Origin of the sequence: Methylomagnum ishizawai, assembly GCF_900155475.1 — a bacterium.
Lineage (GTDB): Bacteria > Pseudomonadota > Gammaproteobacteria > Methylococcales > Methylococcaceae > Methylomagnum > Methylomagnum ishizawai_A.
In genome coordinates, this window is sequence record NZ_FXAM01000001.1 from 1,374,229 (window position 1) to 1,400,281 (window position 26,053).

Consider the following 26,053-nt stretch of genomic DNA (forward strand, 5'->3'; position numbering starts at 1 on the left):
GGGGGATTCAGGAAGCGGCGGGGGGGTCGGAGGGATGGGCCGCGCCGCCGTCGTGGGGGTTTTCCAACTGGTCGATGACTTCGCGGAAGGCGTTCACATCCTGGAAACTGCGATAGACCGAAGCGAAGCGCACATAGGCCACATGGTCGAGTTCGCCCAGTTCGCGCATCACGTTTTCGCCGATCAGCCGGGAGGGGATTTCGCGCTCGCCGCGGGCCAGCAGTTGCTTCTTGATGCGGTTGATGGCGGCTTCGATGCGGTCGCTGCCGACGGGGCGTTTCTCCAAGGCCCGGAGCATCCCGGCGCGGAGCTTTTCTTCCCGGAACGGCTCGCGGCTGCCATTGCTCTTGACGATGCGCGGCAGGTTGAGTTCGGCGGCTTCGTAGGTGGTGAAGCGCTCCTTGCATTCGACGCATTCGCGCCGTCGGCGGACTTGGTCGCCTTCCTGGGACAGCCGGGAGTCGATGACGCGGGTATCGTGGGCTCCGCAAAAGGGACAGCGCATATCGGGTTCGCCTCGCTCGCGGGGCCGGGGACGGCACGCGGCCGCCCGCCGGACCTCCCGCTTAATTAATCGGCATACACCGGATAACGGCGGCAAATCTCGCTGACGTTGTCCCGGACCCTGGCGATGACCGCCTCGTTCTCCAGGTCGTCCAGCACATCGCACATCCAATCGGCCAGGGTTTCGCAATCCTGCACGTTGAAGCCGCGGGTGGTCACCGCCGGGGTGCCGACCCGGATGCCACTGGTGACGAAGGGCGATTGCGGATCGTTGGGCACGGCGTTCTTGTTGACCGTGATATGGGCGCGGCCCAGGGCGGCGTCGGCGGCCTTGCCGGTGATGCCCTTGGCGATCAGGTCCACCAGCATCAGGTGGTTGTCGGTGCCGCCGGAGACGATTTTAAGTCCCCGGTCCACGAAGCGCTGGGCCATGGCGCGGGCATTGTCCACCACGCGCTGTTGGTATTCCTTGAATTCGGGTTGCAGGGCTTCCTTGAGCGCCACGGCCTTGGCGGCGATGACGTGCATCAAGGGACCGCCCTGGATGCCGGGGAACACCAGCGAATTCAGCTTCTTCTCGATCTCCTCGTTGGCCTTGGCCAGGATCAGGCCGCCGCGCGGGCCGCGCAGGGTCTTGTGGGTGGTGGTGGTGGTGACATCGGCGATTTGCACCGGGCTGGGATAGTGGCCGGTGGCGACTAGGCCCGCGACATGGGCCATGTCCACCAACAGGAAAGCGCCCACCGAATCGGCGATTTCGCGGAAGCGCTGCCAATCGACCACGCGGCTATAGGCGGAGAAACCGGCCACGATCATCTTGGGGCGGTGTTCCTGGGCAAGGGCCGCGACCTGCTCGTAATCGATATAGCCGGTGCTGGTGTCGAGGCCGTATTGGAAGGCGTTGTAGATTTTGCCGGAGAAATTGACCTTGGCCCCGTGGGTCAGGTGGCCACCGTGGGCGAGGCTCATCCCCAGCACGGTGTCGCCGGGGTTGAGCAGGGCCATGTAGACGGCGGCGTTGGCCTGGGAACCGGAATGCGGCTGGACGTTGGCGTAATCGGCCCCGAACAATTGCTTGGCGCGGTCGATGGCGAGGCTTTCGACCACATCGACATATTCGCAGCCGCCGTAGTAGCGCTTGGCGGGATAGCCTTCGGCGTATTTGTTGGTCAGCACCGTGCCCTGGGCCTGGAGGACGCGGGGGCTGGCGTAGTTTTCGGAGGCGATCAGTTCGATGTGGTGTTCCTGGCGGTCCACTTCGTGTTGGATGGCCGACCACAGTTCGTCGTCGAAACCGGCGATTTCCATACCTTTGCTAAACATGATTTCTGACCTTCGGGGGGTGAAAAAGAGGGGAGCGGGAACCGGCATCGGGTATGCATGGGCAGGCCGCATGAGGGGGTCTTTATAGCAGAAATGGCGGGGCGTGGCACGGGGGTGGGGCGGTGCCGGAGTGTTCGTTGGGGTGGGGTCGTGGGTGGGAGTCCTGGCTTTGGGAACAAGTAGGGCGTGGTGGGCCGGTATTTCCGGCCCACCGCGATGATTGGAACTGGTGGACATGGGTACATGCCCATCCAGGCTTGCCAAAAACAAAACGCCGCTTCCCGCGAAGGCAGCGGCGTTTCCCGGTTTTCCCCCGCCTACAGGCTCCCGATGCTCTTCAAATAAGCCAGCAATTCCCGCAAAGCCTCCGGCTTGTTGGTCGGCGCGGGCTGGCCAAGCTGGTCGGCGCTATTGACGCCATGGCAGGCCGGACAGGTGCGGATTTCCCCCGGTTGCAGCGATAGCCAATTGCGTTCCCGCACCACGAAATTGCCATCCTTGTCGGTCAATTGCCAAGTCAGCGCCCGGCGGGTGGGCAGGAGCATCGCCACCGAGCCATCGCTGGCGATCTTCACGCTGCCTTGGGGCGCGTCCGCGGCTTGCGGCGGATTGACCTTGACGCTGTGCAGGGGTTGGGCCAGCACCCGCCGACCGGGCCGCGGCCCGTTCGAACCTTTCAAGCCGCGAATCTGGTCGGCCTGGAATGCCTGGAAATGCGCGACCTCGTAGACCTTGCCGACCGGGGTCACGGTCTGGACGCCGCCATCGGCCACCTTTAGGTTGAAGGGCTGTTGCTTGTCGCTATGGTCGCGGCGGGTGACGTTGCGCATCACGGCCAGGGCCAGCCCCTTGCTCTTGAGGTATTGCCGCAGGGCCGCCTCGTCCACGCCTTCTTCCTGCAAGATCTGGGCTTCCGGCGCTTCCAGGCTCGGCAGCAGCTTGGCGGGCTTGGTCCGGGCCTTGACTTCCACCGGCTGCAATTCCCACAACTCGCCCGAGTAATGGATCAGGGAATCCGGGTTGTAGTAGCTCACGTCCTTGCTGATGCCGTCGGTGAGGGTCGGTCCCGCCGCCCAGGTGCCGCCCGGCTGTGGCTGCACGAGGCGGATGCGGAAGGCGTAGCGCGATTTGGGATGGAAGCCATCCCCCGCCTGGGTGCCTTCGTCGCGGTCGGCGCGGGTTTCGAAGGTGTGGGCGGCCAGCAACTTGCCGTCCGAGAGGATGGCCGGGTCGCGGTAATGGCCGCTGTTCTCGGGTGTCGGCTGCTCGCCATCCCCGGTGAACGAGGAAGTACTTTTGTCGGTGAGGTAGGTGGTCCGCATCTGGTCGGCGTTGTAGAGCGGGTTGACGTGGCTCAGGCGCACGATCTGGCCGGCAGCGTGGGTGCCGAATTCGGGAGCGTCGATGCCGATGAAATCGTCCGGCTGGGTTGGGTCTTGGGCGATCTGGAGGAAATTCTCGATCTTGTTGGGGTTGGCGGGATTGGTCTGGTCGGTCAAGGCCGGGTCGTCCTTGAAGACGCCCTGGACGTAGGAACCGCCCAATTCGTGGCGACCGATATGGTTGACCAGTTCCAAGACGGTGCCGTCCTCGTGCATCTGCCAGGGGAAGAAATGGTTGAAGCGGAGTCCGTTCAGGTGGGTGCCGGCCAGGGACACCGTGTCGGAGGCCAGGGGTTCGGGGAACACCTCGGCGCGGCTGTTGAGGATTTTGGCATTGGCGGATTCGCTGGAATAGTTGAACGTCCCGTAGTAATCGCCGAAATTGCGGTCGCTGGCGGCTTGCTGATCTTGTTGCAAATGGTCCCAGCGGGTGAAGGTCACCCGGCCATAGCTATCCACGAACGGTTTGAAATCCCCGGAAGGCGAATGCGTCAACATGGTTTGCTTGCCGGTCTTGGGGTTGAGCTTCCACAGGCCGGTGTTGGACGGGGCTTCCTCGTACTCGTCCAACTGCGGATAGAGATGGGCCTGTCCGCCACGGGGCTGGTCGGAGGCGAAAATGATCTGCTCGTCGGTGCCGTAGGTCGGGCTGGTATTGTTGTAGGCCGGTTGGTTCGGCACCTTGGTGATGACCGGCGGTTCGTTCTTGCCGAGTCCCGTAACTTCGTAGAGCTGCCAGCGGTACTCGTTCCATTGATATTGCTGGGGGGCACCGATGGCCATGCTGAAGATGATTTTTTTGCCCTTCCAATGCACGGCGGGATCGCGCACCTGGATCGACGAGTTGCCCTGCGGACCGGCCTGGCCGTAGCCGGCGGCCTGGGTCAGGTTCTTGAGCGTGCCGTCGGGATAGCGGACCCATAAATCGCCGCCCCGGCCGGAACCGCCGATGGCGGCGGATTGGTTGCAGAAGGGCGAATTGATCGAGCAAAAATCCCCAGGGATCGGTACCTGGGTCACGAAGGCGATGGGATAGGGCGTGGTGATGGCGGCGTGGCCGGGTGACCCAAGCTGCGCCAGCAGGACGAGGCCCAGGGGGGCGATTTTACGGTTCATAAGCTCTCCTCGCGGGCCGGGCCCGGATGGTGGGGGGGTGGGTTGCCGGGACGAATCCGGCCAGGTGGGAGAGCTTAAGCGGTGGGAGTGGGGGTTTCCGTGGCCTATTGCCCGGTTTTGGGGCGTACTATTTGCCGGAAATCGGCCTTGCAGGAAGGTGGAGTTTGGACTAACGGGGAATCGGTCGCTGGAAAGATAGGGATTTGGGCAGGGAGGCGGGCGGCCCCAGCCGCCCGCCAATCAACCGGAAGCCCCCCGGATCAGTCGTCGCCGCCCAGCACGCCCAGGATTTGCAGCAGGCTGGTGAACAGGTTATAGATCGATACGTACAGGCTCACCGTCGCCATGATGTAGTTGGTTTCGCCGCCGTGGATGATCTGGCTGGTCTCGAACAGGATCATGCCGGCCATCAGCACGATGAACATGGCCGACACCGCCAGCGACAGCCCCGGAATTTCGAAGAAGATCGCCCCGAGTCCCGCCAGGAACGCCACCAACACGCCCGCCATCAACATCCCGCCCAGATAGCTGAAATCCTTGCGGGTGGTCAGCGCATAGGCCGACAGCCCGACGAAGGTCACGCCGGTGCCGCCGAGGGCGGTCATCACCAACTGGCCGCCGTTGGCGTAATGGCCGATATAGGCGTTGAGGATCGGTCCCAGGGTCAGCCCCATGAAGCCGGTCAGCGCGAACACAAACCCGATGCCGAGGGTGCTGTTGCGGAACTTGGTGGTCAGGAACAGCAGCCCGAAATAGCCGACCAAGGTCACGATCAGCCCCGGATGCGGCAGGTCGAAAGCCATGGACAGCCCGGCGGTCAGGGCGCTGAACAGTAAGGTCATCGACAACAGCAGATAGGTGTTGCGGATGACCTTGTTGGTTTCCAAAACGCCCGCCTGGGCGCGGGAATAAGCCACATTCACTTCGTTCATAACATAAGCTCCTTGGATTGTTGAACGATGGATAGAGACCGGAAAATGGTACAGTAGTTTTTTCCAGCCGTGCAAAAAGCCCCCGAATAGGAAACCCACCATGTCCGATCCGTTCCGCGAGCGCCTGTTCCGATTGATCGCCGACCTGGTGCTATGCCATTCGCCCAGCGGCGCGGAGCAGGAGATCGACGCCTATCTGCTGGCCTGGCTGGGCGAGCGCGGCATTCCCGCCAACCAGGACGCGGCGGGCAATATCATCGTCCGCATTCCGGGCCGCGACGGTTCGAGGCGCCTGGCCATCACCGCCCACAAGGACGAAATCGGCGGCATCGTCAAAGGCATCCGCGACAATGGCCGGATCGAGGTCCGCAAACTGGGCGGGGCGTTCCCCTGGGTGTGGGGCGAGGGCGTGGTGGACCTTCTGGGCGACCGCGCCACCTTGCCCGGCATCCTGAGTTTCGGTTCCCGCCATGTCTCGCACGAATCCCCGCAAAAGGTCTACGAGGAAGAGCGCCCGCCGCGCTGGGAAACCGTGTGGGTGGATTGCAAATGCAGCCGTTATGAACTGGCGGAGGCCGGCATCCGGCCCGGCACCCGCGTGGTGGTGGGCAAGCACCGCAAGCAGCCGTTCCGCCTGGGCGACGACTACATCGCCAGCTATGCCCTGGACAACAAGGCGGTGGTGGCGGTGTTGCTGCTCCTGGCCGAATCCCTCCGGCATCCGGGGCCGGAACTGTCTTTGGTGTTTTCCTCCAAAGAAGAAGTGGGCGGCATCGGCGCTTTGTATTTCACCCAGCGCAACCCCATCGACGAACTGATCGCCTTGGATATTGCCCCCAAGTCTTCCGAATACCCGATTGTTTCCGACCGCGACCCGGTGCTGTTATCCCAGGACAGCTATGGCATGTACGACGAAGCCCTCAACGCCCGGCTCAAAGCCGCCGCCCGCGAGGCCGGGTTCGCCATCCAGCACGCCATCCTCTGCCAATTCGGCACCGACGCCTCGGTGGCGATGAAATGGGGCCATGTGCCACGGGCCGCGTGCCTGGGATTTCCCGCCGATAATACCCATGGCTACGAAATCGCCCACTTCGGGGCGCTCGAAGCCTGTTTCCGCATCCTGGAAACCTATGGTCGAACTTGAACCGCCGTGGCCGGGTTTGGTCAGAAGGGATGTCACGCAATCGGCCCGCAGGCTTGATTTTGCCCGCGCCAACACCATATAAAACCGCAATCCCCCAGTACCTAGATAGGTTGTTATCCCATGAAGAAACTCACCGGATTGATGTTCAGCGTCTTGATCGCCGCCACCTTGGCGGTGTCGGGCAGCGGCGATGCCTATGCCAAACGCCTGGGCGGTGGCTCCTCCTTCGGCAGCCGTCCGTCCTATAGCCAACCCTATAGCCGCTCCGCCACGCCCAGCACCCAGCCGGGCTACGGCCAACCGGGCGCGACGGCCCAGCAACCGGCCTATTCCCCGGCGGCGCAACGCAACCAAGGCATCCGCGATTCCCTGGCCCAGCGCGGCGGTTTCATGCGGATGCTGGGTGGTTTGGCCCTGGGCGGCTTGCTCGGGGCGATGCTGTTCGGTGGCGGTTTCGAGGGCATCAACTTCCTCGATATCCTGCTGTTCGCCGGGGTCGCCTTCCTCTTGTTCAAGCTGTTCGCGGCGCGGCGGGGTGCCGCGATGGGTCGGCCCGCGCCGGCCCAGGGCTATTATCCGCCCGAGCCGGAGTCCCAATCGCAGCCTTATCAGCGCCAGGCCGGGGCCGGTTTCGATACCGATGTGATGTCCACTAAGAACCACGTGGGCGGGACCGCCGGTTTCCAAGCCGCGCCCGCGTTGCCCGCCGACTTCGACGCGGCGGCGTTCTTGAACGGTGCCAAGGCGGCTTACGCCCTGATGCAGCAGGCTTGGGACCGGGGCGATCTGGCCGACCTCCGCAGCCTGACCACTGACAAGGTGTTCGGCGAATTGCAGGATCAACTGCGCGCCCGTGGCGGTGCCCCCAACCAGACCGAACTGCTCCAGGTCGAGGCCGAAATCCTCGAAGTCCGCGATGCCGGGGCGGATCGGGAAGTGGCGGTGTTGTTCGATACCGTGCTGCGGGAAGCGCCGGGCGCGGCCCCGGCCCAGGTCCGCGAAGTTTGGCACTTCACGCGGCCCCGCAATAGCCGCCAGCCGACTTGGTTCCTGGACGGCATCCAGCAAGTGGAAGCCTGACGACCCTGGCGGGGCCGACCGGGGCGATGTCCCGGTCGGCCTCGCCGCGTTTGGGGCGCTATGAAAATAAAGCTCGGCTTGTGGTTGGCGGTGGCCTGGGTCGCCGTGTTGGCTTGGCGCGGATTCGCGGGCGGCGTTTCCCCCGAGGTGGTGTTCATGAGCCTCCAGGGCGAGCGTATCCGGCTCGGGGACTTGCGGGGGCATCCGGTGCTGGTAAGCTTCTGGGCCAGCGATTGCCGGGCCTGCGTCGAGGAAATGCCCGCTCTGGCCGCGCTCCACCGCGAGTACGCCGGGCGCGGCTTCAAGCTGGTCGCGGTGGCGATGCGCTACGATGTGCCGAACCATGTGGTCGAGTTGTCGCGGGCGGCGCGGTTGCCCTATGTGGTGGCCTTGGACCCCTTGGGGGAAATCGCCGCCGCGTTCGGCGAGGTCGAACTGGTGCCCAACCATTTCCTGCTCGATCCCCAGGGCCGCGTCGTCCTGCATAAGCTGGGGCGGGTTTCCGCCGAGGAACTCAGCCCCTTGATCGAACCCATGCTAGGAGAGAACTGATTCCATGTGGTTGAAAGCCTTCCATTTGATTTTCATGGTGACTTGGTTCGCCGGCTTGTTCTATCTGCCGCGCTTGTTTGTCTATCACGCCATGAGTTCCGACGCGGTCGGCGTGGAGCGCTTCAAGATCATGGAGCGCAAGCTCTACTATGGCATCATGACGCCGGGGATGGTGCTGACCTTCGTGTTCGGTATCTGGATGCTGGCCGATTATGCCTGGGCCAGCTATGGCAGCCAGGGTTGGTTCCACGCCAAACTGGGCTTGTTGGTGCTGCTGGTGGGCTATCACTTCATGTGCGGTAAGTGGCTGGACGACTTCAAGCACGACCGCAATGTCCGCAGCCATGTTTATTACCGCTGGGCCAACGAAATCCCGGTGCTGTTCCTATTCGCCATCGTGGTGCTGGCGGTGGTCAAGCCGTTTTGAAGCCGCCGCGCCTTGTTCATTCATCTTTCGGAGAAAGCCATGCCGACCTACGACTATCAATGCCAAGCCTGTTCCCATCCCTATACCGCCATGCACAAGATTAGCGAATCCGCCCCGCCTTGCCCGGAATGCGGCAGCACCGAGGTGAAGAAGCTGTTATCGGCTCCGGCGGTGCATGGCGGTTCCAGCAGCCGCCAGGAATTCGCGCCCTGCGGTGTGCCGGCGGCGGCGGCGGGCTGTGGTTCGGGGATGTGCGGGCATAGCCATTAGTTCGAGATATCTTCCCGCGGATGGCCCCGCCTGCCGCGGGAGGAGATCGGAACCATGCCGCACTTGATCGATGTCGAGTGGAAGGACACGCGGTTTTATCAGGAAGTGTTCGCCAAGGGTGAAGAGGTGGGCCGCGAGGAGGGCGAAGCCGTGTTGGATTGCAGGGAGCCGCAGGACTTCGCGGCTTGGCTGGCCCGGTCTTGAATCTTGTTCCGGGGTTCAGGCGATCCGCTCCCGCCTGTATCCCGCCGCATCGAAGCACAGCGCCCATTCTTCCCCGTTCCATTCGGGCAGTACGAAGCGCTGGCCGCTTTTCCCCTCGATATTCATGTCATGCACCTGGGGTCTGTGGGTATGGCCATGGATCAGCCGGGCCACGCCCGCCCCGCGTAGGGCTTCCGCCACCGCGTCCCCGTTCACGTCCATGATCTCGTAGGTTTTGCCGCTTTTGTCCAAGCCGCTCTTGATGCGGTACCAACGGGCATAGAGCCGCCGCAGCCACAAGGGTTTGCCCAATGCGTCCTGTTTCCAGGCATCCGTGCGTATCCTGGCGCGGGCCGTTTGGTACTGGACATCGTCGGTGCAGAGCAAATCGCCGTGGGTCAGGAGGGTAGGCGTGCCGTAGAGGTCGATCACAGCGTAATCGCCGAGCAATCGGACGCCGGTTTCCTCCGCGAAGCGCTGGCCCAGCAGGAAATCGCGGTTGCCATGTTGGAAGAAAACTTCGGTGCCGCCGTCCACCAGCCGCCGCAAACCCGCTTTGACAGCGCGGTTGGGCTGGGAATCGTCGTCGTCGCCGAGATAGGCGTCGAACAAATCGCCCAGGATGTAGAGCCTTTCGGCCTGGGATGCCTGGGCGTCGAGGAAGCGCAGGAAACGCCGCGCCGTGTCGGGCCGCGCGGTTGAAAGGTGCAGGTCGGAGACGAACAGCGTTTCCCGGCGCATGGGGCTTATTCGCCGCCGATAAGGGTGGCTTTTTCGATGGTGATGGGGGTTTTGGGCACGTCGCCGTAGGGGCCGTGGTTGCCGGTGGGGATGGTCGCCATCTTGTCCACCACGTCCATGCCGGAGGTTACTTCGCCGAACACGGCGTAGCCCCAGCCCTGCGGGGTTTTGCTCTTGAAGTCCAGGAAGCCGTTGTCCTTGTAGTTGATGAAGAATTGCGCCGAGGCGGAATCCGGGTCGGGGGTGCGGGCCATGGCGAGGGTGCCGCGCAGGTTTTTGAGGCCGTTGTCGGCTTCGTTCTTGATGGGGGCGTGGGTGGGTTTCTGGGTGAAATCCGCCGTGAAGCCGCCGCCCTGGGCCATGAAGCCGGGGATGACGCGGTGGAAGATGGTGCCGTCGTAATGGCCTTCCTTGACGTAGGCCAGGAAGTTCTGGACGGTTGCGGGGGCTTTGGCGGCGTCCAGCTTGATGACGATATCGCCGAGGCTGGTTTGCAGTTTCACTTGGGGGGAGGTGTCGGTCACTTTGGGTTTCTCCTGGGGTTTGGGTTTGTCGGCGGCTTGGCAGTTCAGGGCCAGGCCAAGGGCGCAAAGGAACAGGGCGGCTGGAACTCGCATCGTGGTTCGCTCGTGATATTGGGATTTTTTGGGAAAACCATGGCGGGGTCGCCAGAAGGCGCAAGTTTAACCGCGCCGCCGCCGGTTCCCAAGCGGAGCTTGGGCGTCCGTGGGCGCGGGCCGCGTCCCGGCTGCTGTCACCACCCCGGACTGCCCGTCCAGGTGCTTGTATTCCACCGTGATATTCCGGTCCCGCGCCGCGACCACGAAATCGGCCAGGGTTTCCAAAATATCCTGGTCGATGAACTGCGCCCGTCCGCCATCGACGATGACATAGCCGCCATCCCCGATCCTTCCCAGCACATCGCGCAGCGGTGCCTTGTTCAGGAAGGACACGTCCTTGTGCAGCCGCAACAGGTAATGGTGGCCATCGCGGGTCAGGGTGATGGCGGCGTGGAAGTTGGCGCGGATCACGTAGAACATGCCGCACACCATGCCGATGGCGATGCCTTCGAGCAGATCGGTCAGGAGGATCGCCACCAGGGTCACGAGGAAGGGCGCGAACTGACTGATGCCCTTGCGGTATAGCGCCACGAACAGCCGGGGCCGGGCCAGCTTGTAGCCGGTCAGGATCAAAATGGCGGCGAGGCAGGCCAGGGGGATCAGGTTCAGATAGGCCGGGAGCCACAACACGCTCAAGAGCAAAAGCAGGCCATGGACGAAGCTCGCCACCTTGGTCCTGCCGCCCGCGACCACATTGGCCGAACTGCGCACGATCACCGAGGTCATCGGCAAGCCGCCCAGCAGCCCGCTGAGGATATTGCCCAAGCCTTGCGCCCGTAGCTCGCGGTCGGTGGGTGCGACCCGTTTCCAGGGGTCGAGCTTGTCCACGGCTTCGAGGCTCAGCAGCGATTCCAGGCTGGCGACCAAGGCCAGGGTGAGGGCCACGGTATAGGCTTCGGGATTGTCCCATTGCCCGAAATCCGGCGGGGCCAGTTGTTGCAGGAAGCCCTGGACGCCATGGAAGCCCGGCAGGCTGACCAGATGTTCCGGCGGGATGGCGAATCCGGGCGCGTGGTCGCGGCTGTACAGGTTGAAGCCGATGCCCCAAGCCACGGCGGCCAAGGGTCCGGGCACCAGCGACAACACCGGGTTGCGCTTGAACCATCCGGTTTCCCACAGCCGCATGACCAGGATCGCTCCCAGGCTGACCACCATGGCCCCTGGACACAGCGCGTCCAGCGAATAGGCCAATTCCGAGAAGGTGGTGTGGGCGTCGTTCTGGGTGAAGGCTTCGTCGCCCTCGTAGTCGGCGTCGTAGCCCACGGCGTGCGGAATCTGCTTGAGGATCAGGATCAAGCCGATGGCCGCCAACATGCCCTTGATGACCGCCGCCGGGAAATACGCCCCGATCACCCCGGCCCGCAGCCAGCCCAGCACGACTTGCATGAGGCCCGCCACCACCACGCTATAGAGGAAGGCCGGATAGCTCCCCAGCTTCTCGATGGAGCCCAGCACGATGACCGTGAGCCCCGCCGCCGGGCCGCTGACGCTGAGCTGGGAACCGCTGGCCCAGGTCACCACTAAACCGCCGATGAGTCCTGTCACCAAACCCGCCAGCAAGGGTGCGCCGGAAGCCAGGGCCACGCCTAGGCACAAGGGCAGGGCGACCAAGAACACCACGATCCCGGCGGGTACATCGTGGCGTAGATGGGCGAGATAGTCCGTGGGGCGTTTGGGGTTCATCCCGTAGCCTCAGTCCGGGTCGGCATATTGGTAGATCGATTCGATCCTATGGTCCGGGGTCAGGGTGATCAATTCCTTGATGATGCCGTCGTCGAGTCCGTAGACCCAGCCGTGCAGGGACGGGCGGCGCTCTTGCTTCCAGGCGTGTTGGATGATCGAGGTATGGGCCAGCCGGTACACTTGCTCGATGATGTTGTGCTCCACCAATCTATCGACCTGGGCCTCGCGGGTCGGCAGGGTTTCGATGTCGTCCTGGTGCAAGCGGTACACGTCCTTGATGTGCATCAGCCATTTGTTGACCAGGGTCAGGTCGGGGCGCTGCTTTTGCAGGGCGGCTTTCACGCCGCCGCAGTTGTAATGGCCGCAGACGATGACGTGCTTGACCTTCAGCACCGCCACCGCGAACTGCACCACGCTGAGGCTGTTGAAATCGGTGGTGATGACCTGGTTGGCGATATTGCGGTGGACGAAGATTTCCCCCGGCTCGGCGTTGATGGTGAGTTCGGCGGGCACCCGGCTATCGGAGCAGCCGATCCACAGGAAATCCGGGGTCTGGGCCTTGGCGAGGCGCATGAAATATTCGGGTTCGCGGACGGTCTTCTCTTCCGCCCAGGCTTTGTTTTCCAGTAGCAAGCGTTCGTAGGGTCTCATGGCGGCGTTCCTTGATGGTGGGGCCAGACTGAAGGTCCATGGGGTTTGGGATGGGGCGGAATGTATCGCACCTCTGGCGGGATGGATAGCGGGAATTCGCCGGTTCCCGCGTTCCGTTCCTGGGAGCAGGCCAGGACCGATGGCCTATGGCACCAGATAGCGCGTCGGCGAATTCAAGGTATCGGCATAGGCGGGCGCATCCTCGACCTGGTTCACATGGTAGACCCAAGCCTGCACCGAGGCCCGGCTGGCGTCCAGTACCACGCCGGGCGCAAGCCCTAGCCACAGCGCCAAGCCGGCCAGGATCGCCATCAGCAGGGTTTCGCGGGGCCGCAGGTCCAGCCCGCTCCGGCCAGCATCCGCCGACACCGGCCCGAAGCCCGCCCGCCGGTAGAAGCCCAGGCAATACGCCGCGCCCAGCACCGCTCCGAGCAAGGCCGCGAAGCCCGAACCGGGATGGGCGATGAACGCCCCGATCACGATCAAATGCTCGGCGGCGAAGCCATTGGTGCCCGGCACCCCCATGGTCGCCAACCCGAACAAGAACAGGAAACCGGCCCAGCGCGGCAAGGTCCGGGCCGTGCCGCCCACATGGATAAGGTCGGTCGAACCCAAGCGCTGGTGCAGGCAGCCCGCCAGCAAGAACAAGCCGCCCGAGATCAGCGGGAAATTGATGAGTTGGAACAACGCCCCCTGCACGCCCTGCGGATTCAACGTGGCGAGTCCGATCACCACCAAGCCGGCATGGCTGATGCTGGAATAGGCCAGCAAGCGCCGCAGGTTGGTCTGCCGGAGCGCGAGCAAAGCGCCATACACCACGCCCACGCTGCCCAGAAAACTCAAGAGCCAAGCATGGTGCTGGGCCGCTTCCGGCACCAAGGGCAGGGCGTAGCGCAGCATCCCGAACAAGCCCAACTTCAGCCCGGTCAGCAAGGCCGCGAGTCCCGCCGGGCCTTCCATCGCCACCGTCGGCAGCCAGGTGTGGAACGGCACCAAGGGCGCTTTCACCGCGAAGCCCAGCAACAACAGCAGGAAGACCGCCGTGCGCGGTTCCTCCGCCGGGGCCAGCTTGAGCAGGGTCGGATAATCGAACGACAACCCGCCCGGCAAGGGCAGCCCCATTTGCTGCCCATGCTCGAAGGCCAACAGCAGGATGCCGAACAGCAGGGGAATCCCGCCGCCCAGCATGAACAAGGTGTACTTCAGGGCGGCGTGGCGGCGCTCCGGCCCGATGCCCCATAGGCTGATGAGGAAGAAAATCGGCACCAGGGTCAATTCCCAGCACAGGAAGAACAAGCCCAGGTCGATGGCGCAGAACACGCCCAGGGTGGCGCTTTCCAGCAGCAATAGCAGCGCCAGATACAGCCGGACCTGGGTCAGCACCGCGGTCCAGGACGCCACCATCACCGCGAGGGTCAACAGCGCGGTCAGGGCCGGGAACGGCAGCGACAAGCCATCCAGCCCCAAAGCGTATTCAAGATTCAAACTGGGTATCCAAGGGTGGCGCTCGATGAATTGCATCCCGGTGACCGTGCCGTCGAATGCCGCGAACAGGCCGAGGGACAACGCTAATTCCACGCCCGCCACGGCCAGGGCGTAGCGCCGGGCCGTCCGTGCCTCGCGGCAGCCGAATAACAGCGGGACAGCGGCGGCGAGCGGCAGCAGGACCAGCAGGGAGAGATAAGGGAAACCAGCGGGATGCATCCGGGAGCCTGTCAAGGTTTGGAAATAGGATCGAACCGCGCCGCCAGCGCTCCCACCGAGGTTTCCACCAGGGCCAGCCAAGGCTCGGAATAAAATCCCACGCCCACCAGCACCGCGCATAAACTGCCGGTCAGCAAGGCTTCCGTCCAACCGAGCCGGGTTTTGAGCGGGCGGATCACGGTTTCCCGGCGCGGAGCCAAAAACGCCTGTTGGAACGCCCGCAACAAGAACGCCGCTGCCAGCACGTTGCCGATGGCGAGCGCGGTCGCCACGCCCCAGTCATGGGTTTCGATGGCCCCTTCCAGCAGCAGATGGGCGGCGTCGAAACCGGGCGTGCCCGGCATCGCCATGGTGCTGAGCGCGGCCAGCAGGAAGGTCAGGCCCAGCAGCGGCATGGGATCGAACAATTCCCCCAGCCGCGGCAGCAAGGCGCTGCCGGCCCGGTGCAATACCAAACCCGAGGCGAACAACAAGGCGCTCGCCGCCACCCCGAAATTGACCGCCAGCAGCAGCGCCCCGGCCAAGCCTTCCCGGTTCAGGCAGAACACCCCGATCACCAACATGCCGGTATGGCTGACCGCCGCGAAGGCCAGGAGGCGGCGCAGGTTCAATTGCATCAGGGCCAGCAGCGCCCCGTAGAAAATCCCGCACAGCCCCAGGCCCGCCGCCAGCGGCTTGAAGGCATGGACGGCCTCGGGCAGTAGCGGCAGGAAGCGCAGCAAGGCATAGATGCCCAGTTTGGTGCCGACCAGGAACACCCCGGCGGTGGCCAAGGTGCCGTGCTGGGAGAGTTCGGGTAGCCAGGCATGGAAAGGGAATTGCGCCATCCTTACCCCCAGCCCGAAGAACACGAAGGCGAACGCCAGGTTTTGCAGGCTCCCCGCGGGCGGCGTGGCGGCGAGGTCGGCCAGTTCGAACGACCAATCCCCGGTGGCGTCAGCATGGTTCCAGCCCAGGATGGCCAGTCCCACCCCCAGCAGGAACAAGCCGCTGACGATGAAATGCACATACAACCCTGTGGCCCGCCGCCGTTCGCGGCCCCGGCCCCAGCGCAGCGAAATATAGGCGGCGGGCAGCATTTCGATCCCGGCCAGCAGCCAGAATTGCAGGGCGTCCAGCGCCGTGAACAAGCCCATCAACACCGCCTCGTAGCCGAAGATCGCCGCCATGTACTGGCCGGGCGGTTTGGCCCCGGCCACATGCCCGTACAACACCAGCCACAGGCCCGACAAGGCCGTGGCGGCGATGAACAGCGCGTTCAGCCCATCGATGCCGCTGTGCCAATTCAAAAAGGGCAACAAGGCGACGCGCTCCACGAATTGCGCCTGGGCCGAACCGGGGTCCAGCGCGTACAGCGCATAGCCCGCCAAGGCTAATTCCAGCCCGGCGATCAACAGGGAGGCCAGCAAGGTTTCCCGGCGGCTACGGGTCAGCGGCAGGACCAACAGGCCCAGCCCAGGCAGGGCGATCAAAGCGGCGCAGACCGGGAACGCTGGGCTAGGGGCGATGGGCATGGCGGTTACAAACAGGCGAGCAAAACGATGACGACCAAAAGGGTCGGATAGCGGGGCCGCAACAGGCCCGCCTCGATGCGGTTGAGTTGGGTGCCGAGCTTGCGGCCCTGGGCGATCAAATCACGGCCCACGCCCGCCAGCACCAGCCGTTCCTCGAACCAATGCAGGCTTTCGGCGATGCGTTGGAGGACCCGCCCCGGCAAGCCGCCCAGGTGCGGAGCGCCGCCGTCCACGCTGGGCGCGGCGGGACTCGATAGTCCGATCAGGGGATCGACCACGGCGCCGTCGAAACGCTCCAAATCGGCGGCATAGCCCTGGACTTGCCGGGTGGTGAAGATATCCACCGCCTCCTCCAGCCAGAACCGCCGCGTCGCCGCCAGATACAGCCAGCGCTGCCGCGCCATCCAGGCGGGGGGCGGGCGGGTGGGCATCCCGGCGATGTGGTGCATGAGCGCGGGCGCGGTGAGGAATTGATAGCCGCGCACCACGGCATGGGCCGCGAGATGCCAAGCCGCGAGGCTCCACAGCCCCAGCCCGCATTCCAGGAACATCAGCCCGACCTGGCCCATTGTCGAAAACACCAGGGCCGATTTCACATCGGTCTGCACCAGTCCGCACAGGAAGCCATACAAAGCCGTCGCCAGTCCCAACAGCGCCATCAAAGCCATGACCAGCGGGGCTTGGGAAAACACCGGCTCCAAGCGCAGCACCAAATACACCCCGGCATGGACCATCACCGCGCCGTAGAACACCGCGCTCGAAGGCGTCGGCCCTTCCATGGCGCGGGCCAGCCAGGGCGCGAAGGGTATTTGGGCCGATTTGGCCGTCGCCGCCAGCAGGAAACAGGCGGCGAGGACGCCCGCCTTGGCCGGTTCCAAGGCCGCGCCTTGGGCCAGGATTTGCGGCCATTCCACGCCTCCGGTCCAGACATAGGCGAAATAAATCCCCAGCACGAAACCGGCGTCCCCGACCCGGTTGGTGACGAAGGCTCGGGTGGCGTTGCCCACCGCCGTCGGGCGGTCGTAGGCATAGGCGATGAGCAGGTAGGAACAGACGCCCGCCAGTTCCCAGCCCGCGAAGGCCAGGGGCGCGTTGCCTGCCAGCACGATCAACTGCATGGCCCCGGCGAACAGGGCCAGGATCATGAAAAAGCGGTGGAATCCGGTTTCCCGGTGCAGGTAATGGACCGAGAACCGCGCCACCATCCAGGCGAACAGCCCGAACAACAACGAGAGTCCAAGCCCCAGGCCGTCGGCGTGGAAGCTGATATCGATGCGGTAATCGCCGCTTTCCAGCCAGGGACCGAAGTTGATTTGTTCCGGGATCGAGCCCTGGCCGCGCCAGAAGGTTGCGGCGAGCGCGGCGAGCAGGCTCGACGCGGTCGCGCCCGTGACCAGCCGGGCGCTGGCGCGTTCCCAGGCTTCGCCGTGGATTCGGCCCGTGAGCAGGCCCAGGCCCAGCGCGGCGGCGGCCAGGATGGGCGGTAGGATGATGGCGGGGACGAGCCCATCAAGCATGGGCGCGATCCCCGCCCGCCGCCTGTCGGATCAAAGCCGGTCCCAAGGCTCCGCTTTTCCCCGCATACCAATCCCCGGACCGCGCCACTTCCGCCAAGGGCCGTAGTTCTTGCGTCCAAGGCTCGAAGCCCCGGCCCGGCACGAACCGGGCTATCGCTCCGCTGGCGGGGTCGAGGCTGGCCAGATGCAGCCAGCCATTGCCGATCAATTCCCGCAGCGGCGGCTGGCGTTGGTAGATCGCCGCCAGCACCTCCGGTTGATGCTCCACCACGACCTGCAAGCGCATGGCTTCGTGGATTTCGACCATCTGCCGGGGCAATCCGGTACGCAGGTCGCTGGCCGTGCCTTCCATCACCCCGAACAAGCCCGCCACGTTATGCGGCACTTTGGTCCCGCAGCCATAGCGCTCGTTATCCACGGTGGAAAAATAATATTCCAGGTTGATTCCCGCCCCCACCGGACCCACCGCGAGCAAGATGCCCTCCAACACCGTGCCGGTGGGGTCTTGGCTGGGATCGTAGGAAATCAGGAACACCCGCCGGTCGAAGAACACCCCCCGGCTCAGGGAACGCCGTCCGATCACGGCGGCGGCATTGGTGGCATGGCCCAGTTCCGGGCGGGCTTGGCTGAAATCGGCGGCGCGGCCTTGGATATGGGCCAGGGCGCTGGCGGGGCTGGGTCGGCGCGGGGCCGAGGCCAATCTGCGGCAGCGTTCGTGGGCGGAAAGTTGCCGCGCCCGGTCCAATTCGGCCTTGAGCCGGTCGAAGCCGGGCCGGGCGGCGGGCGGCAGGTCCGCCAGGTCGAACCATTCGATATCCTCGTTGCAGGTGTTGTGTTCCGCCCCGATGAACCGGGTGTCGGCGGGGATAACGATGCCGCGCCCGGCCAGCAGCGCCCGCACCGCCGGGCGGTTGGCCATGGCGGCGAAGGCGCGGGCGTTGGGCCCGCCGTGGCGTCCGCTGCACGCCCCGCAATCGTAGGCCGCGAGATGGGGATTGTTCTGGCTGATCGAGCCATGGCCCATCAGCACCACCAGGGGACCGAAACCATAGGTCAACCCGGTGTTGCGGAGGAAACCGGCCACCCGGTCGGCCTGCTCGGCGTCGGTGAAGCCCAGCCGGGGCCGGGCGGGCGTGGCGGGCGGGCCGTCGTCCGGGGCGGTGAGCGCGAGTTGGGTGGGGACTTGGGGCACCAGCCGGGTTTTGATCCATCCGGCCAGACCGGCTTGGCGCAGGGGCAGGGCGAGCTTGGCCCAGAGGTTCAGCAGGACGCCTGGGGCCAAGACCGGCATCAGCCAGGACGAGGTGACGAGGTTGCGGCGGATTTCCTGATGGAATAGGGCCGAGAGCTTCCGCCAGAAGGCGCGGCCCCGCTCGTGGCGGTCTTGCGCGGCGGTTTGCCCGGCGCGGGGCGTTTCCCGGACTTCGTGCGCGGGCGTGACCACGACGGGACAGAGCGGCGTGACCTGGGCATCGTCCAAACCCCGCCAGTTGAGCGCCACCCCGAAGAAACCCGCCGCGCCCAGGGTTTCCAACCGGGGGTTGATTTCTTCCAGGTGGCGGCGGAAACCTTCCTCGCGGTCGTCCATGCAGAAGATGATTTGCGCTGCGGGCCGTTCCCCGCGCCCGGCCCAGGGACCGCGGCCCCGGTTGTGGGCGAGGGCGTTGAAGAGGTCTTCACGGTAGCGGCGTTCGTAGGCGTTGAGCCAGAGGAAGCCGCGCCGGGAGGGCGTGAATCCATCCAGGGTGGACAATAGTTCCGCGCAGCCGCTGGACGCAACCGCGCGGATATCCCGCCCGCACCAACCGAGGTGCTGGGCCAGGCGGAACAAGCGCCAGCCGTCGCCGTGCGGGGTCGGCGCCTGGGGCCGGCCGGCCCGTTGGTTCCAGGCGAAAACCTGGTCGGCCAGTCCGCGCCAACGCTCGCGGTCGGCGGGTTCGTTCCCGGCCTCGGCCAGTGCGCGGCGGACGGCCTGGGCCAGTGATTCCGGCAAGCGGCCTTGGAACAGGCTGTGCCGCACCAGGAATTCCGAGAAGTTGCGCTCGAAATGACCGCGTAGGGCGGGCAGGGTGGCGGCAACGCCCCAGGTTGCCCGACACACCTGTTCCAGGGCCAGCCGGTCCAGCACCAGCCGGATCGCCAGATAATCCATCAGGGCGGTGGGCGCGGCGCGGTTGGCCGCGTAGCCGGGACGGGTGGCCCGCCAGTTCACCAAACCGGACCAGCCCGGCAATTCCAGCGCCAGCCGCCGCAGATAGCCTGCCCAGCGGTCGCGCGGCAGCTCCAGCCGGGTGAGTTCGCCCGCGACGGCGTCCACGGCCTGGACCGGCAAGGCTTGGAGCGTGGCCCGCCCATCGGGGGTTTCGGCCAGCAGATGGCCCACATCGTCCACGGCCAATCCGCGCCAACCGGCGTAGAGTCCCGCGCCGCGGTCCGGGACGGTCCAGGCGGCCAAGCCTTGGTCCAGGTGGGCGGCGGTGTGGCGGATCAAGGCCGGGCGCACCGTGTCCAGCACATCGGTTCCGGTCAGGCCGAGGATCAGGCCGCGCAGGGTGGTGCCCTCGCCCAGGTCGGCCCAGGCGGTTTCCAGCAGGGCGCGGGCGGCCTCGCGCCGCTGGCGGTGGGCCGATGGGTCCACGGTTGGCGGTGCCGCTGGACCGGGCGGTGCCTCCTCGATGCCCAGCGTTTCCAGGCAAGCGTTCCACAACTCGGCCACCAGCGCCCGCTCGTTGACCGCAGCCCTGGGGTCGGCCCATCCGCGTCGATAGGCGTCGAGGAGGTGGCGACGCGCCGTCGCGGGCAGATCGTCTTGCAGGCGCTCCAGAACCTGGAATTCCGCAGCCCGCCAAGCCAGTTCGGCGGGTGCGAGCGGCTCCACGCCATGGACCAGGGCGATGCGGTACACCGCTTGCCGGGTGATGGCGCGGCCATTCACCGTCCAGCCTTCGGCTCCGTCGGCATGTTCCGCCAGGACGGCATCCAGGTCTTCGTCCAGGATGCGGCCCTGGGCGTAAAAACGGCGGAACTCGGATTCCGGCAGATAGCCCCGGTTCCCGGTCAGGCGCTCGGCGGCGTCCAGCGCCGCGGCAAACGGCAGGTGTTGATAGCCGTGCAAAGTGTTGTGGTGGACGAAATCCAGGATCGGCGCTTGGCCGGGCAGGATGGGGTCGAGCTGGGCCACCGCCGCTTCCAACAAGGCGCGGGGATCGTCGGTGGTGGGAAGAGCGGTCGGGGCGTGCGGCGCGGACATGGCTTCCCCCTCAGAGCGGCGGCATGAATTTGGGGACGAACAAGGCGCTGAGTTCGCCCACCTTGGCGCTCATCAAGGCGATGGCACCGGTCGGGGCCAAGCCCAGCCACAGGATGCCGAGCGCTAGCGCCCCGGCGGCGGCGAGTTCGTGGCCGCGCAAATCGGCGATGCCATTCAGGCCGGGCTGCGGCACCCCGGCGAACAAACCGTCCACCACGCGCAAGCCATAGGCCGCGCCGACCAGGATGCCCACACTGGTGCAGGCCATGGTCCAGCCGAAGCGCTGGAAGCCGCCGACGAGCGCGTGCAATTCCGCCACGAAGCCCGCCGAACCCGGCAAGCCCATCGCCGCCAGTAGGGCCAAGGTGGCGAACCCGGCGCAGCGTGGCGCAGTCTGGGCCAATGCGCCGTAATCGGCGATTTCGCGGGTATGGGTGCGCTCGTACAACAACCCGGCCAGCAGGAACAGGATGGCGGCGGTCAAGCCATGGGCGCTCATTTGCAGGACCGCGCCCAGCAATCCGGCCTGGTTTAGGGAGGCGATGCCGAGCAGGACCACGCCCATATGGCTGACCGAGGAATAGGCGATCATGGCTTTGAGGTCGGTCTGCCGGAACGCCAGCAAAGCCCCGTAGAGGATGCTGACCAGGGCCATCCCCGCCAGCCAGCCGTGTAGTTCCAAGGCGGCGGCCGGGAGCATCCCGGTGGCCTTGATGAGTCCATAGGCGCCCATCTTGAGCATGGCCCCGGACAACAGGATGCTGACCGGGCTGGGCGCTTCGACATGGGCCAGGGGTAGCCAGCCATGCAGGGGGAAGACCGGCATCTTGACCCCGAAGCCGATCAGGAACCCCAGGAACACCCACAGCTGTTGCTCGCGGGGCAGGGCGCGGGCGGTGCGGAGCATGGCGTCCATGCCGGTGGAATGCTCCGCCGAGAGGGTGAAGATCAGCAAAAGGCTCATCAGCATGAACACCGAGCCACCCATGGTATACAGCACGAAATTGAGGCTGGCGGTATGGCGGCGCGGCCCGCCCCATTGGTCGATAAGGAAGAACAGGGGAATCAGGGTCAGCTCCCAGAACACGAAGAACAGCGACCAATCCTGCGCCATGAACACCCCGAGCATCCCGAATTCCAGGGCCAGCAGGGCGATGTGGTAGCCCTTGGCGCGTTGCTTCACGCCGCCCGAGGCCACCAGGGCCACCAGGCATAGCACGCTGGACAGCAGCACCATGGGCAAGGAAACGCCATCCACGCCCAGGGCGTAATAACTGCCGAGTTCCGGGTTCCAGACCCTGGATTCCATGAATTGCACGCTGGGCGCCGTGGTATCGAAACCCCAAGGCAGGCCACAGGCCAACAGCGCGGTCAGCCCGGCGCTGGCGAAGGCGATGCGGCGGATCAAGCGCCTGCGCCAGGGCGGCACGAAGGCCAAGGCCAAGGCACCCAGGAACGGTGTCCAAAGGATCAAACTCAGGATTTGCATGGGTATTCGGAGGGAGTCCGGGCCTTGCCGGCGGGGGCGTGTGGTTGAGGGTGGGATGGAGTGGTTCAAAAATACCATGGACGCTGGTTTAGGAAAACCATCGCGCTGGATTTTTGGCTGGGACGGCGGGATATGAGGTGGATTTGAACCGTGAACCAAGCTGCGCGGGACGAGCCCCCCGGTTTTCCACCGGGGGGCGGGAGCGGTTAGAACGACGTGAATTTGCCCGGCTGCGGCAGGTTGGAGCGCGGAAGGGGCATATGGGCCATGGGTTGGGGAACGAAGTCCTGCTCGCCCCCGGTCCCTGTGAACAGCGCGATGACCTGTTTCAATTCCACCGTCTGGTGCTTCATCTCCTGGGCCGTCGCCGCCAGTTCCTCCGAGGCCGCGGCGTTTTGCTGGGTGGCCAGGCTGATCTGGGCCAGGGCGGTGTTGATTTGGCCGACCCCCGCCGACTGCTCTTCCGAAGCCGCCGTGATCTCCTGGATGAGGTCCGAGGTTTTCTGGATCGAGGGCACGATATTGCCGATGATGAGTTGCCCGGCCTGTTCCGACAGCCGCACGCTCTTGTCCGCCACCGCGCCGATTTCCTGGGCCGCCACTTGGCTGCGCTCGGCCAGCTTCCGCACCTCGGCGGCCACCACCGCGAAGCCCCTGCCGTATTCCCCGGCGCGGGCCGCTTCGATGGCCGCGTTCAGCGCCAGGAGATTGGTTTGGTAGGCGATGTCGTCGATGATCCCGATCCGTTCGGCGATTTGTTGCATCGCCGCCACCGTCTCCCGCATGGCTTGGGCACCGTCGGCGGCCACCGAGGAAGCCTGGGTCGCCACGCCGTTGGTGACTTTCGCGTTCTCGGTGTTCTGGGTCACCGAGGCCGTGATTTCTTCGAGCGAGGCGCTGGTTTCCTCCACGCTGGCCGATTGCTCGCTGGCCCCCTGGCTCAGGGTTTGCGCTGTGGTGTTCACCTGTTCCGAGGCGTTCGCGATCCTGCCCACGGTTTCCGCGAGTTTGGCGACTTGCTGGTTCATCAGGCGGATGATCCAGAAGGCGGTGCCCAGGGAGATAATCAAGGCGCTGGTGGCCAAACCGATCAACCAGACCCGCGCTTGCGCCATGTTTTCTAGCGCGGAGTCGGAGATGGTTTTCATCAGTTCCCCTTGGAATTTTGCCAATTCTTCCAAATCCCCCCAATAGGCGGTACTGGCCGGGCCGAAATCGTGCATGATGAATTGGGCGGCTTTCTGACGGTCGATTTTGATTTGTTGATATAGCGGCTCGTATAGGGTACCCAGCATGGAACGCTTGGCAACAATGGTGTTGAACAGCCCGCGACCGCGGGCGGTGTTAATCATTTTGTCTAATTTTTCCAGGTCTTCGGCATTTTTTCTCCGATTTTCTTCCATCGCTTTGATGGTTTGATCAGTGGTCACTGTATCGTTGAGAAAAATTAGGTTGTGTGCTAAACGCCCATTATCCAAGCTGCGCTTGATAAGCTCGTTGGCGATCACGGTTTTGGGATAGCGGTCCTGGGTAATTTCCTCAAGGGTAATGGCGGTTTGGGAAAGAGTTATAACGGATTTGATCGATATGCCAAGTAATAAAATAATAATAAGCCCGAAGCCCAGTTTTGTTTTTGCGCTCATTGTTGTAAACATAATGCCTCCAAATGTTCGTGTGAAAAACTGGAAAACCGCTATAAGATCGATTTGTATGATGCCGCCGCCTAGCCGGTGGCAATGACTCAATCTCGTATCACCGGAAAAGGCCGAGCCAAGCCCGTCCCACCGATAATGGGCCATCGGGTCTTGGAATTAGGCGCGGGCGATGCTTATCCATCGAACCGCCTGGGTTTCGCCACACGCCAGGAGCTTCCATGCCATGCCCCATCCTACCGGGCTGAAGAATACAATTGTCCAGAGCATAGACCATGCGGGGCGTTTTGGACGGCGAAATCCGCCGCGCCGTCGGCGATGGGATTAAATATATGATTTTTATATGTTATTTCTCTAGGCGCGGAATGGGGACGTAGAGGTGCCCCCTAGTTGTCGGAAAGTTCGTGGTAGGTGTTCGCAGGGGATATGAGAGTCACTTTGGATAGGGGTATTTCCGCTGAAAACGCTATGGGTTGGATGAAAAAGAAGTTGGATTCCGGTCGGCGGCTCAGCCCGAGTCCAAATAGGCAATCCAGTGTTATGGCAGCCACCAAGCACGAATGCGATAAGGGGATATTTTGCCAAAACCGCCCCTCAGGCGATATACAACGAGATGGGGAGTAAAATAAGGGTTTCTATGGAGAGGTTGCGCCAAAAATAGCCGTTAAGGATATTCAGGCTTCCGGCGCTGGGTAGAATCCCGATCCGGGAGTGAAGACCGCCGCCCAGTCAATAAATCAGATAATCGAGGTCGGGTAGTGCCGCCAGGAAAGCGGTTTGCCGGTTGCCTGGAATTGGCGGGCTAGGCCGGGACGGTCGATTTGGACTGGAAGGGGTTGGGAGAGGGGCCGCATTGGCGGAACGCCGGGCGTTCCGCCAATGCGGTTTAGGCTGGATAAACCGGGATCGCTATCGAACCGGGGGGCGGGTTAGATGCGCTTGATCGAGCTTTCCACCTTTTTCAATTCCAGCCGGGCCATCGCCAGATTGGCGCGGCTACGGTCCAGGGCGAGATAGATGAAGATTTCGCGGTTGGAAGTCAGTGGGCGCAGCAAATGATACTGGCTGCCGAGGCTGATCAGGATGTCTTCGATGTTGTCGTCGCCGAGGCCGATGGCATCCATCGCCTTGAGCTTGGACTGTAACACTTCGGTATTGGCCGCCGCGGCGATTTCCACCGGGTAATTACCGACCACCAGCGATTCGAGCATCATGCCGCTGCTGGAATCGACCAGGGCGGCGGCGATGAAACCATCCAGTTTTTTGAGAGAGTCAACGGTATTTGCCATAGATTGAGTTTCCTTATGGTTATGGGTTGCCGCGAGGGAGGGTCCTTCATGGCTTTCGCGGCGGAAAAGGTCCTTGAAGGTTTTGAGAAGGATCGCTTGGTCAACCATGGGCGATGGTCGAGCCGAGCAGGGTCGTGACCAGTTGCATCAGGTCGCCGTGTTGGCGGGCATCGACCTTGAAAATCGGCCAGGATGCACCCCTGGCCTGGAGGGCGCGGGTATATTCGTTCAGCGAGGGGGTGGGGCTGACGTCGTTATGGGTGACGCCGATGACGGCGTGGTGGTTCGCCAGGAATTCCCGGTGGGCGTCCAGATAATAATTCAGTTCCTTGATGGAGTCGCTGGCCGCGTTGCTGACCAGGATGATGATCCCCAAGGCTTTTTGGATGAGTATTTCGCCCATGAAGTCGAAGCGCCGTTGGCCGGGAGCGCCATACACATGGAGTTGGGTGTCCTCGTTCAGGGCCAGGGTGCCGAAGTCCATGGCCACGGTGGTGGATTGCTTATGCAACTGGGTTTGGTCGCTGGGCGCGGCCTCGGTGGAGATCACCTTGTCGCCGCATAGGGTGGAGATGGCGGTGGTTTTGCCCGAACCGACGCTGCCCACGATCAATATTTTCAGTTTCTCCCGCCAGTCGAACGGCTGGGCGCGGGGCCGCGGGGCTGGTTGTAGCCCGGTCGGCGCCGGTGTGGCGAGGGCCAAGGCCTGGCTGATTTCCTTGAGCAGGATGGTGAATTCGAGGGGGGAGGGTGTTTGTCCTTGCGGAGGGCGGCGTAGATGCCAGCGTGCTTCTTGTGGCCGTTGCTGTGAGTAACAAATCAAGCGGTCTTGGGTGAAACCGCCGGTATCGCTATGCCAGCCAGCCAGTTCCTCGGAGGAATTCGCCGTGACCAGCAGCAAATCCGCCATGTCGGCGTCCGGTACGACTTGCCAGGGCTGTTGCCAGCGGTTGGCGTGGGAAAACAGGTTATTCAGAACGGTGGCCTCGTCGGGGTTGGACAATCCGCA

General features: G+C 64.1%; 22 protein-coding genes. 6 read left to right on the forward strand and 16 right to left on the reverse strand.

Features of this window, described 5'->3' with window-relative positions:
• Positions 1-7: 7 nt before the first annotated feature.
• The 4 genes from nrdR to B9N93_RS06290 form a co-directional block, all read right to left on the reverse strand.
• On the reverse strand, positions 8-505 hold the full coding sequence (nrdR, locus tag B9N93_RS06275) for a transcriptional regulator NrdR (RefSeq protein WP_085211908.1): 498 nt from the start codon (positions 503-505) through the stop codon (positions 8-10).
• Between the two features lie 65 nt (positions 506-570).
• A complete protein-coding gene (gene glyA / locus B9N93_RS06280; protein ID WP_085211910.1) occupies positions 571-1,827 on the reverse strand; it encodes a serine hydroxymethyltransferase in 1,257 nt (418 codons plus the stop codon).
• Positions 1,828-2,144: 317 nt separating this feature from the next.
• Complete coding sequence (locus tag B9N93_RS06285; protein ID WP_085211912.1) at positions 2,145-4,325, reverse strand: HzsA-related protein; 2,181 nt, start codon at positions 4,323-4,325, stop codon at positions 2,145-2,147.
• Positions 4,326-4,585: 260 nt separating this feature from the next.
• Entirely contained in the window at positions 4,586-5,257 is a 672-nt protein-coding gene (locus B9N93_RS06290; protein ID WP_085211914.1) for a Bax inhibitor-1/YccA family protein, read from the reverse strand.
• A gap of 100 nt (positions 5,258-5,357) precedes the next feature.
• Here B9N93_RS06290 and B9N93_RS06295 point away from each other — a divergent pair, with 100 nt between their 5' ends.
• From B9N93_RS06295 to B9N93_RS25365, 6 genes are all read left to right on the forward strand, one after another.
• Positions 5,358-6,401, forward strand: coding sequence for a M42 family metallopeptidase (locus B9N93_RS06295; RefSeq protein ID WP_085211916.1), 1,044 nt, complete (start codon positions 5,358-5,360; stop codon positions 6,399-6,401).
• Between the two features lie 120 nt (positions 6,402-6,521).
• Positions 6,522-7,481 (forward strand): Tim44 domain-containing protein, encoded by a 960-nt coding sequence (locus B9N93_RS06300; RefSeq protein WP_085211918.1) that lies wholly within the window; start codon positions 6,522-6,524, stop codon positions 7,479-7,481.
• Positions 7,482-7,541: 60 nt separating this feature from the next.
• Positions 7,542-8,033 carry a TlpA disulfide reductase family protein gene (locus B9N93_RS06305; protein ID WP_085211921.1) on the forward strand — a complete coding sequence of 164 codons (492 nt, stop codon included), beginning with the start codon at positions 7,542-7,544 and terminating at the stop codon, positions 8,031-8,033.
• Between the two features lie 4 nt (positions 8,034-8,037).
• Entirely contained in the window at positions 8,038-8,460 is a 423-nt protein-coding gene (gene hemJ / locus B9N93_RS06310; protein WP_085211924.1) for a protoporphyrinogen oxidase HemJ, read from the forward strand.
• A gap of 39 nt (positions 8,461-8,499) precedes the next feature.
• On the forward strand, positions 8,500-8,730 hold the full coding sequence (locus B9N93_RS06315; RefSeq protein ID WP_085211926.1) for an FmdB family zinc ribbon protein: 231 nt from the start codon (positions 8,500-8,502) through the stop codon (positions 8,728-8,730).
• Positions 8,731-8,784: 54 nt separating this feature from the next.
• Positions 8,785-8,934, forward strand: a complete 150-nt coding sequence (locus B9N93_RS25365; RefSeq protein ID WP_176225155.1) for a hypothetical protein — start codon at positions 8,785-8,787, stop codon at positions 8,932-8,934.
• A gap of 15 nt (positions 8,935-8,949) precedes the next feature.
• Here the strand turns inward: B9N93_RS25365 and B9N93_RS06320 are convergent, their stop codons facing one another.
• The 12 genes from B9N93_RS06320 to B9N93_RS06375 form a co-directional block, all read right to left on the reverse strand.
• The gene (locus tag B9N93_RS06320; RefSeq protein WP_085211928.1) at positions 8,950-9,675 is read right to left on the reverse strand and encodes a UDP-2,3-diacylglucosamine diphosphatase; all 726 of its coding nucleotides are present in this window, start codon (positions 9,673-9,675) and stop codon (positions 8,950-8,952) included.
• Between the two features lie 5 nt (positions 9,676-9,680).
• Positions 9,681-10,292: a peptidylprolyl isomerase gene (locus tag B9N93_RS06325; RefSeq protein ID WP_085211930.1), complete on the reverse strand. Its 612-nt coding sequence runs from the start codon at positions 10,290-10,292 to the stop codon at positions 9,681-9,683.
• 66 nt (positions 10,293-10,358) lie between these two features.
• Entirely contained in the window at positions 10,359-11,978 is a 1,620-nt protein-coding gene (locus B9N93_RS06330) for a SulP family inorganic anion transporter (protein WP_085211932.1), read from the reverse strand.
• Positions 11,979-11,987: 9 nt separating this feature from the next.
• Positions 11,988-12,629 carry a carbonic anhydrase gene (locus B9N93_RS06335; protein ID WP_085211934.1) on the reverse strand — a complete coding sequence of 214 codons (642 nt, stop codon included), beginning with the start codon at positions 12,627-12,629 and terminating at the stop codon, positions 11,988-11,990.
• 144 nt (positions 12,630-12,773) lie between these two features.
• On the reverse strand, positions 12,774-14,333 hold the full coding sequence (locus tag B9N93_RS06340; RefSeq protein ID WP_085211936.1) for a complex I subunit 4 family protein: 1,560 nt from the start codon (positions 14,331-14,333) through the stop codon (positions 12,774-12,776).
• A gap of 11 nt (positions 14,334-14,344) precedes the next feature.
• On the reverse strand, positions 14,345-15,847 hold the full coding sequence (locus B9N93_RS06345) for a complex I subunit 4 family protein (protein ID WP_085211939.1): 1,503 nt from the start codon (positions 15,845-15,847) through the stop codon (positions 14,345-14,347).
• Between the two features lie 5 nt (positions 15,848-15,852).
• Positions 15,853-17,364, reverse strand: a complete 1,512-nt coding sequence (locus B9N93_RS06350; RefSeq protein ID WP_085211941.1) for a proton-conducting transporter transmembrane domain-containing protein — start codon at positions 17,362-17,364, stop codon at positions 15,853-15,855.
• On the reverse strand, positions 17,357-20,614 hold the full coding sequence (locus B9N93_RS06355) for a DUF2309 domain-containing protein (RefSeq protein ID WP_085211943.1): 3,258 nt from the start codon (positions 20,612-20,614) through the stop codon (positions 17,357-17,359). The genes B9N93_RS06350 and B9N93_RS06355 overlap by 8 nt, the downstream gene beginning before the upstream one ends.
• A 10-nt stretch (positions 20,615-20,624) precedes the next feature.
• Positions 20,625-22,103 carry a complex I subunit 4 family protein gene (locus B9N93_RS06360; RefSeq protein WP_085211945.1) on the reverse strand — a complete coding sequence of 493 codons (1,479 nt, stop codon included), beginning with the start codon at positions 22,101-22,103 and terminating at the stop codon, positions 20,625-20,627.
• Between the two features lie 206 nt (positions 22,104-22,309).
• Entirely contained in the window at positions 22,310-23,902 is a 1,593-nt protein-coding gene (locus B9N93_RS25370; protein ID WP_085211947.1) for a methyl-accepting chemotaxis protein, read from the reverse strand.
• A gap of 782 nt (positions 23,903-24,684) precedes the next feature.
• A complete protein-coding gene (locus B9N93_RS06370) occupies positions 24,685-25,044 on the reverse strand; it encodes a hypothetical protein (protein WP_085211949.1) in 360 nt (119 codons plus the stop codon).
• Positions 25,045-25,144: 100 nt separating this feature from the next.
• Positions 25,145-26,047, reverse strand: coding sequence for a GTP-binding protein (locus B9N93_RS06375; protein ID WP_176225156.1), 903 nt, complete (start codon positions 26,045-26,047; stop codon positions 25,145-25,147).
• Between the last annotated feature and the right edge of the window lie 6 nt (positions 26,048-26,053).

Bases quoted from the DNA above. Each gene is read 5' to 3' on its own strand.
- hemJ (WP_085211924.1), top strand. From the start codon at position 8,038: ATGTGGTTGAAAGCCTTCCATTTGATTTTCATGGTGACTTGGTTCGCC.
- B9N93_RS06360 (WP_085211945.1), bottom strand. From the start codon at position 22,103: ATGCAAATCCTGAGTTTGATCCTTTGGACACCGTTCCTGGGTGCCTTG.
- B9N93_RS06330 (WP_085211932.1), bottom strand. From the start codon at position 11,978: ATGAACCCCAAACGCCCCACGGACTATCTCGCCCATCTACGCCACGAT.
- glyA (WP_085211910.1), bottom strand. From the start codon at position 1,827: ATGTTTAGCAAAGGTATGGAAATCGCCGGTTTCGACGACGAACTGTGG.
- B9N93_RS06335 (WP_085211934.1), bottom strand. From the start codon at position 12,629: ATGAGACCCTACGAACGCTTGCTACTGGAAAACAAAGCCTGGGCGGAA.
- B9N93_RS06315 (WP_085211926.1), top strand. From the start codon at position 8,500: ATGCCGACCTACGACTATCAATGCCAAGCCTGTTCCCATCCCTATACC.
- B9N93_RS06370 (WP_085211949.1), bottom strand. From the start codon at position 25,044: ATGGCAAATACCGTTGACTCTCTCAAAAAACTGGATGGTTTCATCGCC.
- B9N93_RS06345 (WP_085211939.1), bottom strand. From the start codon at position 15,847: ATGCCCATCGCCCCTAGCCCAGCGTTCCCGGTCTGCGCCGCTTTGATC.
- B9N93_RS06290 (WP_085211914.1), bottom strand. From the start codon at position 5,257: ATGAACGAAGTGAATGTGGCTTATTCCCGCGCCCAGGCGGGCGTTTTG.
- B9N93_RS06285 (WP_085211912.1), bottom strand. From the start codon at position 4,325: ATGAACCGTAAAATCGCCCCCCTGGGCCTCGTCCTGCTGGCGCAGCTT.
- B9N93_RS06325 (WP_085211930.1), bottom strand. From the start codon at position 10,292: ATGCGAGTTCCAGCCGCCCTGTTCCTTTGCGCCCTTGGCCTGGCCCTG.
- B9N93_RS06355 (WP_085211943.1), bottom strand. From the start codon at position 20,614: ATGTCCGCGCCGCACGCCCCGACCGCTCTTCCCACCACCGACGATCCC.
- B9N93_RS06300 (WP_085211918.1), top strand. From the start codon at position 6,522: ATGAAGAAACTCACCGGATTGATGTTCAGCGTCTTGATCGCCGCCACC.
- B9N93_RS06305 (WP_085211921.1), top strand. From the start codon at position 7,542: ATGAAAATAAAGCTCGGCTTGTGGTTGGCGGTGGCCTGGGTCGCCGTG.
- B9N93_RS25370 (WP_085211947.1), bottom strand. From the start codon at position 23,902: ATGGCCCATTATCGGTGGGACGGGCTTGGCTCGGCCTTTTCCGGTGAT.
- nrdR (WP_085211908.1), bottom strand. From the start codon at position 505: ATGCGCTGTCCCTTTTGCGGAGCCCACGATACCCGCGTCATCGACTCC.
- B9N93_RS06295 (WP_085211916.1), top strand. From the start codon at position 5,358: ATGTCCGATCCGTTCCGCGAGCGCCTGTTCCGATTGATCGCCGACCTG.
- B9N93_RS25365 (WP_176225155.1), top strand. From the start codon at position 8,785: ATGCCGCACTTGATCGATGTCGAGTGGAAGGACACGCGGTTTTATCAG.
- B9N93_RS06340 (WP_085211936.1), bottom strand. From the start codon at position 14,333: ATGCATCCCGCTGGTTTCCCTTATCTCTCCCTGCTGGTCCTGCTGCCG.
- B9N93_RS06350 (WP_085211941.1), bottom strand. From the start codon at position 17,364: ATGCTTGATGGGCTCGTCCCCGCCATCATCCTACCGCCCATCCTGGCC.
- B9N93_RS06320 (WP_085211928.1), bottom strand. From the start codon at position 9,675: ATGCGCCGGGAAACGCTGTTCGTCTCCGACCTGCACCTTTCAACCGCG.